The organism is Dyadobacter sp. NIV53 (assembly GCF_019711195.1).
GTDB lineage: Bacteria > Bacteroidota > Bacteroidia > Cytophagales > Spirosomataceae > Dyadobacter.
Genome location: NZ_CP081299.1, coordinates 2,431,655 through 2,445,280, shown reverse-complemented (window position 1 = coordinate 2,445,280; position 13,626 = coordinate 2,431,655). Strand labels below are relative to the sequence as shown.

Below are 13,626 nucleotides of genomic sequence, written 5' to 3'. Positions count from 1 at the left end.
CCAATTAACCCTAATTAATTTATATCATTCCTATGAGGATTTTTACGTTATTTTTAACTCTGCTGGCATTTGCAGCACATGCTCAACACGATCACTCCGATCATACCAAAACCCAGACTGGTAATCACCTGAATCATATACAGGCTTGCAGAAGAGAAACTAAGTATATTCATAATCTTCCGCCACCTGAACTAATGAATGGAGTAGGGAAATCAGACCTGAAAATTCAGACTGTTTCAGATAGTACTCAAAAATATTTTTCCCAGGGTGTTGCTCTCATGCATTGTTTTTGGGATTTTGAAGCTTACCGTTCTTTTAAAGAAGCAATTCGCCGCGATTCAACCGCGATTATGCCTTACTGGGGTTTAATGGAAAGCATTGTACGATTCCAAAGTGAGGACTTTAAAAAGGATAAAGAGCTGGCCATAAGGAAACTGAAATTATTAAAATCCAAGGCAAATGATCATGAAAAATTATACGCGGAAGCATCAATTTTAGGTGATTCACTCAAAGAAAATGGCGCGAAGGAAGCAATGAAAAAACTGGAAGCCATTGTTCACAATTATCCTGATGATATTGATGCTAAATTATTTCTTGCACTTGCCAAAATGGGAGGATATGATAATGACATGAATCTGAATGAAGGGCAGTTGTATAGTGAATATCTGTTGCGGGATGTACTAAAAACACATCCTAATAACCATGCTGTACAGCATTACTGGATTCATTTGAAAGAGAATTGTTGTCCTGAACAAGCAGAGGAAGCTGCTCATGTACTTGCCTCCCTTGCACCGGAATCCGGCCACATTGTGCACATGCCGGGGCATATTTACTATAAATTGGGGGATTTTAAACGAGCGCATGATTCCTTTATAGCTTCATTAAAAGTGGATTCTACCTATATGAAGAAGCAGAATATACTCGAAATTGATACATGGAATTATCTGCATAACATTGGTTATTTGCTGGCAAGCTGTTCGGAAGACGGGCGTTATAAAGAAGGGCTTTATTATGCCGAAAAATTGAAAAATATGCCCATGGACACTGCCCGGAAAAAAGAATATAACAGCATGTTCCACTATGTTATTTTAGCCCCGACAGAAATGCAGATGCGATACGGGTTTTGGGACAGGGCTATAACCGAGTTGCAAACTATTCAAAATCCGGATTCTGTTTTTGGTAAAAAAGAAATGAATGAAAAAGCTGCTATGCTATTGTATGCCAGTGGAATGAATGCACTAAAAAAGAATAACATAAGTGCTGCAAAAACCTTTTCAGCAGAACTTGATGCGTTTTTATTCAGGAACACAAATCAGGCAGATAAGGTAGAAGTACTTGAGAAAATTGCAGTTGAATATTTCAATGTAATGTCATTGCAGTTACAGGGTGTAATTAAAAGCATGGATGGCCAATACACTGATGCCGTTCGGATACTTGAAACTGCTCAGAAAAAAGAAATCGGACTTGGTTACAGTGAACCTCCCGTATATCCGCATCCGCTTTGGATTAGTATTGCGGATGCACATGTTAGAATGAAGCAATACGACAAGGCACTGTCGTCTTATGAAAAATTATTAAAACAACGTCCCGGCAGCGCCCGGGCTTATCAGGGGCTGGCCAGTATCTATATGTTAAAAGGAGATACTTCAAAAGCTGCTGAATTTGAAAGTAAGTTCAGGGAAACCACAAAATATGGCGATGCAGCGGTTTATAAAGATCTTCTGGCGGTTGAGAAACCTGCAAAAATGAAGGCATCAAATAAAGTGAAGAATTAGTATTCCTGATTATTTTTCAATTAACTGAAATATTCGGGATAAAGCGTTGTGATTCTGTGGTTATGTGCCTATCTTTGCACCTCGAATTTTGAAACCAGTATACCAATAATTAATTAACATGTACGCAATCGTAGAAATCGCAGGTCAGCAATTTAAAGTTGAAAAGGGTCGCGAAATCTTCACGCATAGGCTTGAAGGTGACGTGAACGCTGCTCTTGTGTTTGACAAAGTCCTCCTCGTTGATAACGAAGGCATAGTACAGGTAGGTCTTCCTACAGTAGCAGGAGCTTCTGTGAAAGTAACTGTACTTGAACACCTTAAAGGTGAAAAAGTGATCGTCTTCAAAAAGAAAAGACGTAAAGGTTACAAAGTTAAGAACGGTCACCGTCAGTATCTGACTAAGATCAGCATTGACGAAATCGTAGCTTAATAGCTATTTGCTTTTGGCCGCTCAGCGGTTCGCCGTTAGCTTTTTTTAGCTGAACGGTCTATTCACAAATCATTGAAAAACATTAAAGTTAAGATATCATGGCACATAAGAAAGGTGTAGGTAGCTCAAGAAACGGACGTGAATCGGAAAGTAAACGTCTTGGAGTAAAATTATTCGGCGGTGAATTCGCTAAAGCTGGTAACATTCTTGTTCGTCAGCGCGGAACGAAACACAATCCTGGTAAAAATGTAGGTATTGGTCGTGACCATACTTTGTTTGCTTTGGTTGAAGGACACGTAGTATTCCGTAAGACTCGTCAGGACAAATCGTTTGTTCATATCGAGCCTATCGTTGCTGCTGTTGCAGAAGTTACTGCAGAAGCATAATTTAAGATCTTTCATTTTTAGAATGAAGCAGGAAAGCCCGCCGGATTATCCGGTGGGCTTTTTGTTGTTGGAAGTTTATTGTTTGGAAAAAATACCAGGAGTTTAGTATAAAAACGATACAAATTCCCAAAAATCCCAGATGGATTAAATATCGGTAGCATTAAGGTTTTGTACATTTATCCAAGTGCCTTAGGTACGAAACGTTACATACCTACGGCATTCCTTTCTTCGCATTTTATTAATTGCTGCCAATATAAAGGCCCTGACGGGACTTGTCTATTTACTTTTCGTATGTGTGGAATCATAATCTCACTTCAACCTCCACCTGAATACCAACTGCCCACTGACCGGCCTTATTTTTCTGTCGGATATTCCGGTCATACTTGTAACGGGAACACTAATACCACCGCCAAATTGGAACATTCGCCACTTGTAAAGCACTTCCATATTGGTAGTTACAAAATATAGGTTTAAATATTTACCTTCATTTGACGTTTCTTTCACACTATAAAGCGAATCGCTCATAATAATTTTAGCAGAATCGCTAGCGGTTTTGTTTAATAAAGCTCTGTTCTGCCAGTAAATATTTGCGCCAATTCCAATTGATAATTTGTTGTAAATCTGTTGATTGTATTGTAAGCCGCCGCTCATTCCACTGATCTTGACGAGCCTTGTTGAATTAGTGATTTTGGTAATTCCAAGAGAATCAGATAAGGATGTAGTTGAACTTGTAATGTCCTCATTATTGCCAAAATACTGGCTGTAAGGATTAAGTTTCAGCATGATTCCGTTTCCATTATTCAGCTTTTTCTCAACCCAAATTCCCGGAATAAATACGGTAAAAAACTGATTGGATTTGTTATTAGCTCCGGTGAAAAACTGATCATATCCTTTTATTGGAAGATTTAAATTCCATTGTATTCCAGCTTGAATATTCTTTGATAATAAATTTAAAATTTTACTTTTCCTCTCATTTACTGATATTTTTACCGGAACATTTTTAATATCAATCGCTCCAAAATCTTCTTTCAATTTATTGCTGTATGAATTTGATCTTGCAATTATTAATAAAGCCATTTTGGTTTCATTCGCTTTTTTTAACAGATCATCTTTTAAACTGATTGAAAAAGCTTTCTCGTTGAATTTAGATTTATTATTGAATTTCCCGGCAAAATTATTTTGCTGATTAGCTATATTTCTTTCAGCTATATTCTTATCGTTTTCAGTTGGATTGGAAGCAGATATTTCGATGCTGTAATTCTTGCCAGAATTGTATTTACTTCTTTTAATTTTAGCTGGTTTCACTGAAACGGATCTATTGTTTATACCGATAGAAGCAGATCTTTTGTTTTCGTTGGCAATTCTGCTTTTTGGTTGACTTACCGGTTTATTTCCAATTTCTAAAAAAGTGGCTGGTTGTACTGAACTGGAATCTATTGTTTTGGGGGCATTTGTGGTTTTAGTATTTGACGATGCATTTACAGAATTAGCAGTTCCTGAATCAATTTTTATTTTTTGAATGAATGAGTTATCTTTTTGATCATTATTTTCTTCTTTCATTTTCGTTTTATCAGATATTTCTTTTCGTTTTGAGAAGGAATATGAATCAACTGGCTTGATGTGATTTCCTATAATATGCTTTTTGTCAAAATAATAATTCCAGCTCATGATACAAACAATGAGTATGATAACAGCCGGAATAAGAAATTTCAGAGAATTTACAATGATGTATTTTTCAGTTGTTAAAGTATCAGGTAACGGCATTTCCTGATCCAGGATATCTTTCATATCCGCCCATGCATCTCCGACCGGAACACCTGGTTCCGGATAGTTGCCTTCAGGCTTTTGATTGATATGCTTATCTTGATTGTCCACGGATTATGATTCTTTGCTTTTTGTAAAAATATCACGTAATCTGTTTCTGCTATCGTTCAAATGCCATTTAACCGTTCCTTCTTTCATACGCATTTCGTATTCAATTTCTTTGATTGAAAAACCTTCCAGATAAAATAAACTGCAAACGGCTCTTGTTGCGGGAGGAAGTTTGTTGAGATAAAGAAATATATCTTCCCATTCAGAATTTTGAAACGGATCTTCATGAGAAATATTCAGCATATATTCTTTCAATTCAACGCTAACATCCGGCTTTCTGTCACGTAAAATTGTCAGACAAGAATTACGGATAATTGTATACATCCAGTTGAAAAATTCTCCCTTTGACGGATCATACTGGCTAACATTTTTAAAAACTTTCATCATTCCATTGTTCAGGGCCGTCTGAATGTCGTGATCTTCCGCAAAGAATTTTTTACATAAAGTAAACATCGCCGGATAAAAATGATAATATAATCTCTCCTGACTTTTACGGTCATTGCGCCTGCATCCATCCAAAATTTCCGGAAGATGATCCATGGATTGAATAAAAGCCATTTGCTACTGATCAAATGGCTTTTACAAACTGGTAATTTATTTGGTTAAAGAATGTGTTGAGAATTTAATGGCACTGGTGTCGGGCCAATCAATTTTAAATATATCCCCGGTTCGTGTAATCGAACCTTTGTACGTTATGCTGTTCATTACCACTTCCAGGTTGTTTTTTCCTTCATTTATCGGATACAATACATAAGCCGAGCCGGTTACTTTTTGTTCACCTTCTTCACAATACTTAGCCCCAGGCTGCTCTACAAATTCTATTGTAAGTCTCCCGTCTTTTATTTTCCAAACTCCATCCTCCTGGTTAAAACCTGAATAATCACGATACCATAATTGTGAATTCAAGCATTTATAAGATTGATCACTTTCAATATTAAGTTTTAACCCTATTTGTCCAAGATTTGCAGAATCAACTAATAAAGGTGTCAGAGTAAATGTGGCGTTATCCAAAGATATATAAATTGCGTGCGTACCAACTGTGTCTTTGGGAATTGATGCAGTATCGGTCCGCGATGTATCAATAGTGTCCACATCAATACTATCCATGACTGCTTCCGTCCTTGATTTAATCAAATTGTTTTCTTCACAGGAAATAAAGGCAATTGCTGCAGACAGCATGGCAAAAATGATCACTGACTTTTTCATAATTTTGTTTTGTAAGATTTAAAAAATTTCCAAAGCAGCTGATCAGCCTGTGATTTGGTTTCAGATATATAAACTACAAGCGACTGTGCGGAGGTTGGGTAGAATGCAGATTTATTTTAAACCAAAACCGGAATATTGGTGTTAGGAAGAAGAATTAAAGTCCCATCACAGAAGAATATTTTATAACATGTTATCACGTCCTGTTTTTGTATATACCGAGTTAAGTCCGAATCCTAATTCGATGAAATTTGTATTGAATTTCGAATTGGTACCGGATGGCCTTTCTTTTGATTATCCTAGCGTTGAATCAACTTTTGAAGAAGGCACTGCATCACCATTAGCATCTGATCTTTTCCAGTTTCCTCACGTTAAAAGGGTCTTTATAGCCAGCAATTTTGTAACTATTACAAAAGACGAGGCAATTGCATGGGAAGAAGTTTTACGCGATACGAAAACATTTATCAAGATTTATTTTGAAGAAAACCATCCCGTTTTCGCAGAAAAAACGATTGAAAAAAATACAGTTATTGTAGATTCAAGAGATTCTGAAACGATTCAGCAAATTAAAGCAGCTCTGGATACTTATGTACGCCCGGCTGTTGAGTCCGACGGAGGTGCTATTAATTTCCAGTCATTTAATGAAGATACCGGAACAGTGACTGTTCTTTTGCAAGGTTCATGCAGCGGCTGTCCTTCATCTACACTGACATTGAAAGCGGGAATTGAAAATCTGCTGACCCGTATGGTGCCGAGTGTTAAAGAAGTAGTGGCAGAAGGTGTGTAATTTTCAAGAATAAATTAAGAATGAAACCTTGTCTTACCGGCAGGGTTTCTTTTTTTGTTTTAATTGGTTAGTTTTCTGGTCATGAATAACACTTTAAGGATTTTTATTGAAAAGATAGAGCAACTGCAATCAAAAGGTGATCAGTATTTTCCTGATGGATTATTTCCTGCATACAGGACTAATAAATTGATTGGTTACAAAAGGCCTGATACAACTATTTTCTTCTCAGCCATTATTACTTTCACCTTACAGTCTATTCGTGATCGCTTACAGCCGCAATTGGCTGAAAAAGTGGATTTGATTTGTAATAGGGTTGTTAAAAACTATCCTGATTTCCAAAATAAAGATGGTTTAAAAACATACAATTTCTGGCAAACAAAACCTTCCCGTCATTTTCCAAATGGTCATATTTTTCACCGGTTTGAACATTTCAGGATTCCGGATGATATTGACGATACAGCCTTTATTTACCTTACAACAACTCCATCAGGGGAAGAATTAATCTGGTTAAAAGACAAACTGAAACTGCATGCAAATGGCTCCCGCCGCCAGATAACAAATACTTATCCGGAATATAAAACACTGACTGCATACTCAACCTGGTTTGGTAAAAACATGTATATAGAGTTTGATATAAGTGTGCTTTGTAACATCATGTATTGTATTTTTAAATATAATCTGCCTCTTGATGAGTACGATACGGCCAGTTTGACATACATCAGATCGGTTATTGAAACCGGGCGTTATCTGACTATACCTTTTCGATGTGCACATCAATACCCGAGAACGGCCTTAATTGTTTACCACGTAACACGATTAGTTGCAGCATTTGACCCGGTGATTTTACTTGATATCAAACAGAAACTGATCAACGATACAATTCAGTTACTGAAAGTTTCTCAAAGTCCGATGGATCGTGTTATTTTGGCAACTTCGCTGATGCGTTTGGGAATTAAAACAGAGCGTATTCCGGTGGGAAATTTTACTTCTGACGAATTCAAAGGTTTTTACTTTTTCATTGCCGGATTATTAACTGCTTACGAAAATCCAATGTTATACCGTTTTTCAAATCTGCCTCTTTTTCATATGCACTGGATTTGTGAAGCACATTGCTGGACGTTACTGGCTGAGTATGAAACGTTATGGAATTCAGTTGAAAAACATGCCTGATTTATCTTAATACATTATCTGAAAGATTAACTTTCTATGTCCGGTTCAATTATTTTTTTACGGGTAAGACATATTATTATTGAAAAATATAATGTCAAAACGTTTGTTTTTGAACGGACTGATGGCCAGCCATTAATTTATCAGGCAGGTCAGTTCCTGACTTTTTTGATAGATATGCGTGGTCACGAAGTGAGGCGCTCTTATTCAATGAGTTCGGCACCGGAAGCAGATGATTTTCCTGCAATCACTGTAAAACGAATTCCAAATGGTGAGGCTTCCCGTTTCTGGCTGGATACCGTTCTGGAAGGAGATATTTTTAAAACTTTACAGCCATCAGGAAGGTTTGTTCTTGAAAAGCCAAATGGTGAAGCCCGGGATATTGTACTGATAGGAGCAGGAAGTGGGATTACGCCATTATTCTCTATTTTGAAACAGGCACTTACTATTGAAAAGGAAAGTATTGTAACGTTATTATATGCCAATCAAAATGAAAGCCAGACTTTGTTTTGGAATCATATTATCGACTGGCAGCAACGGTATCCTGAACGGTTAACGGTCATTCATATTCATAGCCAGCCTTCGGATGAATGGAATGGGATCAGAGGAAGGATCAATAATACACGGTTGGAACAGTTGGTGAACAAATCGTTACGTTTTGCACGGGAGCGTGCGCGTTTCTTCATTTGCGGGCCGTTTGAACTTATGCGTTCTATGGAAATTACGCTACATTATATGGGTTTTTCTTCGGTTCAGATCCGGAAGGAAAATTTTGTGATTAATAAAATGCCTCCGCCTCCGCCCGTTTCCAATCCGCATACGATTAACCTTACTTTTCGGGGAAACGACTATCAGTTGTTAGTGCCAGCCCATTCGACCATTCTGGATGCCGCATTACAGGCCAGTATCCATCTGCCATATAGTTGTAAAGGCGGGCGTTGTTCCACCTGTGCCGGAATTTGTAAAAGTGGTAAGTTACACATGACTGTAAATGAAGTGCTTACTGACCGGGATCTGGCAGAAGGCTGGATTTTAACCTGTTCGGCTTATGTTGATAACGATGACGTCAGTATTGAAATCAAATAACATATAAAAAGGCGTACGAAATTTTGCTTCGCACGCCTGGTTCAAGGGTTAGGATTAGTGGGTTATTTAAGGATTTTGGATCAGATTGCTGTTCTGGTTAATTTCCGCCTGAGGAATGTAGTAAACAACTCTTGGATCAGTTGGTAACACCGATTGATGCGTATCGGTGGTTGGTGTGTTGTTTTGAGCATGCGTACCAGGATAATTTCTTTCCATTGGCAGGTTATTACGGAACAGGTCATAAACACGATGGCCTTCAAAAGCAAGTTCCAGATAACGCTCTTCCAATACAACACCCAATACGGTTTTGCCCGCAGCTGTAATATTGGCCGGAGTGTAAATAGCAGTACCGGTCAATCCCGCACGGGTACGGATCAGGTTGACATCCGTAATGGCAGCAGCTGTATTACCCAGCTTTGCATTTGCCTCAGCCCTGATCAGATAGATATCAGCAAGACGCAAATACACCGGCGAAGCAGCATTGATAACATTGTCCTGCAAAGTGAATTTATCAATATAGTACATCGGTGTGGCAGGTGTAAGCTTCTGATTGTATTGTAACGTTCCGTCAACAACATAAGGAATAATGAAAGATTTTCTTATATCTTCCGGATGCTGGCCAATGAAATCAATATACTTTTTAGATGCATAAAGCTCCGCCCAGCCACTTACTCCCTGGCCTAACGGATTCCCCGCCTGGTCACTGCTGATATACATAGTGCCTATTCCTGCAATCTGCACATTGGTATGGCGGATGGCAAAAATAGTTTCAGTATTACTTTCAGGTGTCTTTTTGAAATAATTTGGCAGATCAGATGAAGAAAGTAAAGAATATCTTCCGCTGTCAATCACCAGATTTGCATACTTCAAAGCATTTGTATTATCCTCTTTGAAAAGATATATCTTGGAGAGTAAAGCGTATGCTACTTCTTTGGAACCATAAATATTCGTTTTGGTCGAACCCATCAGTGCAGCAGCTGATTCCAAGTCGGCAATTACGAAATCGTAAACATCTTTTACGGATGATCTTGAAATTGTTAGTAACTCTTCGTCAGTCACACCTTCGCGAAGGATTGGGACTCCCGGGTTATCACCGCTGTTCTGAGGATATGGCCTGCCAAACATTCTCACCAAGTTGAAATGAACCATGGCACGCAAGAACAGGTTTTCGCCTTTCAATTGTTTAAGTTCGTCCGAAGCATCATTTGACACAAATGCAATGACTTTATTAGCAGCTGCAATCACCTTGTAAGCCTGGCTCCAATAAGCCGTAGCATGTGATGAGGTATTGATATGCGTATATCTGTAAAGCCGCGTAAGGTCATTGGAAGATATCTGTCCCTGAGCGATTTCATCACTTGGATATTCCATCAGATAATGCCCGCTCGTCGTGTAATTGTCATTAATTAGCAAGGCATACGTACCAATAGTAACCGTCTGTACGTCTGACTCGTTAGCCAGTGCGGTGGTTTCGTCAATCGTTGTAGTCGGTTCGAAATACTGCTCGCAGGATACCGAAAACAACGTCACCAATCCTATGGTAAGAAACAGTTTTATATTATTAAACTTCATAATGATTCAGGATTTTACAATGTGAAATTGATGCCAAACAAAAACTTACGGCTGATTGGGTACTTAATACTCGAAAGCCCCTGGGTAAATTCAGTATCGCCGCGTGAGAACGAAACTTCCGGGTCAGTTCCGGTAAACTTTGTACCAGTCCATAGATTGTCACCACTTACAAATACATTTGCTCTCGAAAGGCCAATCCTTTTTATTATGCTAACAGGAATTGTGTAGCCTAATCTGACATTTCTCAAACGAATAAAACTTCCGTCTTCCAGGTAACGAGATGAGGATTGGTTGGAATCCTTATTTCCTCCAACAATTGGTTTTGGATGTGTAGCAATATCTCCTGGTTTTTCCCAGCGAGACATTCCTTTTGGAAGTACCATAACGTTGTAACTTTCATATAAACCGTCGTTGTCGAAGTAAAAACGGCTGTCGTTATATACCCAGTTGCCATAAACAAAATTGAAAAACGCCGACAAGCTGAATCCTTTGTAAGCCAGCGTATTGGAAAATCCACCGGTAAACTTAGGAGTAGCAGATTTGCCAGTAAACTGACGCGACTGTGTAGTTTGGACGCTGCTGTATGCATTGGTCAGCTCTTTGGTAACAGTGCCGTCTGTAGCAGTTACCAGTTTCTCCCACTGAGGATCTCCGTTTTCAGGATTTACACCAGCCCAGATAGGCAGGTTGTATTCACCCATATCGTGTCCGGCTGCAATTGGCAGGCGGTTTCCCGGATTGAAAGTCGTGGACCCATCACTCAGGCTCAGTACTTTATTTTTGTTAAAAGACATGTTCAGATTCGTTTCCCAGGTGAAATCGCCACTGACAATGTTTTTCGTAGTCAGATTAAATTCGACACCTCTGTTTCTTACCGATCCCGCATTCATCCATATATAACTGTATCCTGTGGTTGCAGCAAGCGGTTTTTGGTATAACAGGTCATCCGAAGTTTTGTTATAGACATCAACACTTAAGTCGATTCTGTTCCATAAACTGATGTCGGCGCCAATGTTGGAAGATTTAACTTTTTCCCATGTAAGATCAGGATTGCCTTTTGAAACGGAGAAGCTCCCGGCAGTCCTGCATAACTTGCCGACTGTGATATTGAATACAATCCAAGTGATGCGAAATTTGGAATTGTTGCATTTCCAACTGTTCCATAACTTGCACGGAGTTTGGCAAAAGTAAGTGTCTTGTTATTTTTCAGAAAACTTTCGTTAGATAATACCCACGATGCACCTAATTGGAAGAAATTGGCTGATGAATTGTTTTTTCCAAAAAGTGAGGAAAATTCATTGACAAAAGAACCTACTAAAAAGTAACGGTTGTCGTAACTATAATCGGCCTGGCCAAGAAATTTACGGAAAGCGACCTGCTCGCTGTAAGCTGTTGGTGAGGCCAGGATGTCGGTTGCTATAGACATTACATCATGCCCGGCAGGTAAGCCTTTTCCTGAAACTGTCTGGTATTCATTATAAGACTTTTCGGCCTCTGCCGCACCCAGTAAAGCAAGGCTGTGTTTGCCAAATTCTTCATTATACCTGATCCGGTTGGAAGTAAGCTGACGATTAGAATTGTTTGACGTATTGTACAATTCTCCGCCATTGGCACCACCTTGTTTGGTTCGTCTGTCGTAATAAGTAACACCGCTTTCGTTACCGAAATTGACGCGGTTGTAGCTTGACAATGTGATCTTTTTCGTCAGTTCATAATCCAGGTTCACATCAAGGCTTGTTCTCAAAGTTTTTCCAGTTGCATAATTGTATTGCAACGACTGTAGAAAGTTCTCACGGTCGCGGCCAAGCCAGCCAGCATAATAACGGCCATCAACTGGAGCTCCGCTTGCGTCATACGCAGGGTCAAATGGAAGGTTTACATAAGCATCGTACAAGGTGTTGCTATGCTGTAAGTTGTCTTTGGTAAACTGTCCGTTGAAAAGAACAGCTGCTGTTAATTTATCAGTAAGCTTTGTTTTCAAATTCGTCCGGAAATTATAGCCGGTCCTGTCATTGTTAATAAGCGTTCCCTGTTCTTTATAGTAATTAACCGAGGTATAAAAAGTCGTTCGGTCGTTGCCGCCTGATGCGGAGATATTATGGTTATCTACAAATGCCGTACGGAATGCTTCGTTCCACCAGTTGGTGTTGGTGTTTAATACAGATGCATCTCTTGGATAGAAAGTGCTTTGGTAGTCATACAATTGCTGGGAATTCATTAGTTTGAAATTTCCACTGGTAGCGTTTGCAAAACCAAGCGTATTATTAACGCTGATCTCCGTTTTACCGGCTTTTCCCATTTTGGTGTTCACGATAATTACACCGTTTGCTGCACGCGATCCATATAAACCTGTTGCAGCAACATCTTTCAAAACCGTTACACTTTCAATATCAACCGGATTGTATGTACCGTCTATATTTCCATCAACTACATACAGCGGAGTAGTACCGGCAGATATAGTTCCTGCTCCACGGATCACAATACTGGCGGGTTTGGTAGGATCTCCTGAACCTGATGACACCACAACGCCCGGTGCTTTACCCTGCAAGAGGTTTGGCAATTCATTTGACGTAACATCGCGTAACTTTTCGTTACTGATCGTTGAAACTGAACTGGACAGATAGCGTAATTTTTTGGCGGAATAACCAACGACCACCAATTCATCAAGGCCACGGGCATCGGATTCCAGTACAATATCCAAAGTTTTGGCACCTTCAACAACCACTTCTTTGGTAGCATAACCAATAAAACTAAAAATAAGCGTAGTTCCCGGCGTCGACAGGTTGATTGAAAAATCACCATTCATGTCTGTGGTTGTTCCTTGTGAAGTTCCTTTTACCACAACGGTGACACCTGGCAATACTTCTTTCTCACTTGAAATTACAGTTCCCTTAACAGTATACTCAAGCGATTTATTTGAAGTCCATTGAACTGAACGAACTGGTTTTTCACTGATCAATCTTTCATCAATTGCCAATGGAGGATGATTGACCACTGAAGCACGTAATAATGGCGTAAACATACAACTGATAAGAGCCAATAATATCGGCCGCTTCCAATAAGTAATTGGGATAAAGTTGATTTTCATAGACGTTATGATTAGATCATGGGTATTAGGAAGAATAATATTCGTAGAATTTTATCTTTTGTAAAATTAAATATTAAAATTTATAAAACCAACCAAAAAAACTAAATAGTGTTCGAGCACACTTGATTTATCTTATATTGTGCTCGAACACACTAAATTGTATTAAGATTATGTAAAGATTTTTATAGATTTATAAAAGGAGATGTTTTGAAGGCTTGAATAATTATAATAAATGCTGTAATTATTACGTAGCTGTCCTG

At 38.8% G+C, this 13,626-nt stretch carries 11 protein-coding genes and 1 pseudogene; 6 read left to right on the top strand and 6 right to left on the bottom strand.

Annotation, left to right across the window (positions count from 1 at the left end; all coding sequences use genetic code 11):
• The first annotated feature begins 32 nt into the window (after window positions 1-32).
• The 3 genes from KZC02_RS09865 to rpmA all read left to right on the top strand — a co-directional run bounded on the left by KZC02_RS09865 (window position 33) and on the right by rpmA (window position 2,591).
• Window positions 33-1,775: a tetratricopeptide repeat protein gene (locus KZC02_RS09865; protein ID WP_221393944.1), complete on the top strand. Its 1,743-nt coding sequence runs from the start codon at window positions 33-35 to the stop codon at window positions 1,773-1,775.
• A gap of 118 nt (window positions 1,776-1,893) precedes the next feature.
• Complete coding sequence (gene rplU / locus KZC02_RS09860) at window positions 1,894-2,205, top strand: 50S ribosomal protein L21 (protein WP_221393943.1); 312 nt, start codon at window positions 1,894-1,896, stop codon at window positions 2,203-2,205.
• 98 nt (window positions 2,206-2,303) lie between these two features.
• Window positions 2,304-2,591, top strand: a complete 288-nt coding sequence (rpmA, locus tag KZC02_RS09855; protein WP_221393942.1) for a 50S ribosomal protein L27 — start codon at window positions 2,304-2,306, stop codon at window positions 2,589-2,591.
• A 309-nt stretch (window positions 2,592-2,900) separates the two neighbouring features.
• Here rpmA and KZC02_RS09850 read toward each other — a convergent pair whose 3' ends face one another.
• Genes KZC02_RS09850 through KZC02_RS09840 form a run of 3 tightly spaced genes read right to left on the bottom strand, consistent with a single transcriptional unit; the run spans window position 2,901 to window position 5,669 of the window.
• Window positions 2,901-4,466 (bottom strand): hypothetical protein, encoded by a 1,566-nt coding sequence (locus tag KZC02_RS09850; protein WP_221393941.1) that lies wholly within the window; start codon window positions 4,464-4,466, stop codon window positions 2,901-2,903.
• Window positions 4,467-4,469: 3 nt separating this feature from the next.
• Window positions 4,470-5,021, bottom strand: coding sequence for an RNA polymerase sigma factor (locus KZC02_RS09845; RefSeq protein ID WP_229254134.1), 552 nt, complete (start codon window positions 5,019-5,021; stop codon window positions 4,470-4,472).
• Window positions 5,022-5,057: 36 nt separating this feature from the next.
• Window positions 5,058-5,669: a hypothetical protein gene (locus KZC02_RS09840; RefSeq protein ID WP_221393940.1), complete on the bottom strand. Its 612-nt coding sequence runs from the start codon at window positions 5,667-5,669 to the stop codon at window positions 5,058-5,060.
• A 187-nt stretch (window positions 5,670-5,856) separates the two neighbouring features.
• Between KZC02_RS09840 and KZC02_RS09835 the strand changes: the two genes are divergently transcribed.
• The 3 genes from KZC02_RS09835 to KZC02_RS09825 all read left to right on the top strand — a co-directional run bounded on the left by KZC02_RS09835 (window position 5,857) and on the right by KZC02_RS09825 (window position 8,706).
• Window positions 5,857-6,453 (top strand): NifU family protein, encoded by a 597-nt coding sequence (locus KZC02_RS09835; protein WP_221393939.1) that lies wholly within the window; start codon window positions 5,857-5,859, stop codon window positions 6,451-6,453.
• 81 nt (window positions 6,454-6,534) lie between these two features.
• Window positions 6,535-7,623: a hypothetical protein gene (locus KZC02_RS09830; RefSeq protein ID WP_221393938.1), complete on the top strand. Its 1,089-nt coding sequence runs from the start codon at window positions 6,535-6,537 to the stop codon at window positions 7,621-7,623.
• A gap of 36 nt (window positions 7,624-7,659) precedes the next feature.
• Window positions 7,660-8,706: a ferredoxin--NADP reductase gene (locus KZC02_RS09825; RefSeq protein ID WP_221393937.1), complete on the top strand. Its 1,047-nt coding sequence runs from the start codon at window positions 7,660-7,662 to the stop codon at window positions 8,704-8,706.
• A gap of 66 nt (window positions 8,707-8,772) precedes the next feature.
• Here KZC02_RS09825 and KZC02_RS09820 read toward each other — a convergent pair whose 3' ends face one another.
• The 3 genes and pseudogenes from KZC02_RS09820 to KZC02_RS09810 all read right to left on the bottom strand — a co-directional run.
• A complete protein-coding gene (locus KZC02_RS09820; protein ID WP_221393936.1) occupies window positions 8,773-10,278 on the bottom strand; it encodes a RagB/SusD family nutrient uptake outer membrane protein in 1,506 nt (501 codons plus the stop codon).
• Between the two features lie 14 nt (window positions 10,279-10,292).
• The gene (locus KZC02_RS09815; RefSeq protein ID WP_229254368.1) at window positions 10,293-11,384 is read right to left on the bottom strand and encodes a TonB-dependent receptor domain-containing protein; all 1,092 of its coding nucleotides are present in this window, start codon (window positions 11,382-11,384) and stop codon (window positions 10,293-10,295) included.
• Window positions 11,378-13,300 (bottom strand): annotated as a pseudogene (locus KZC02_RS09810) (SusC/RagA family TonB-linked outer membrane protein); the annotation flags it as partial. The pseudogene KZC02_RS09810 and the gene KZC02_RS09815, both read right to left, overlap by 7 nt.
• Window positions 13,301-13,626 lie beyond the last annotated feature (326 nt).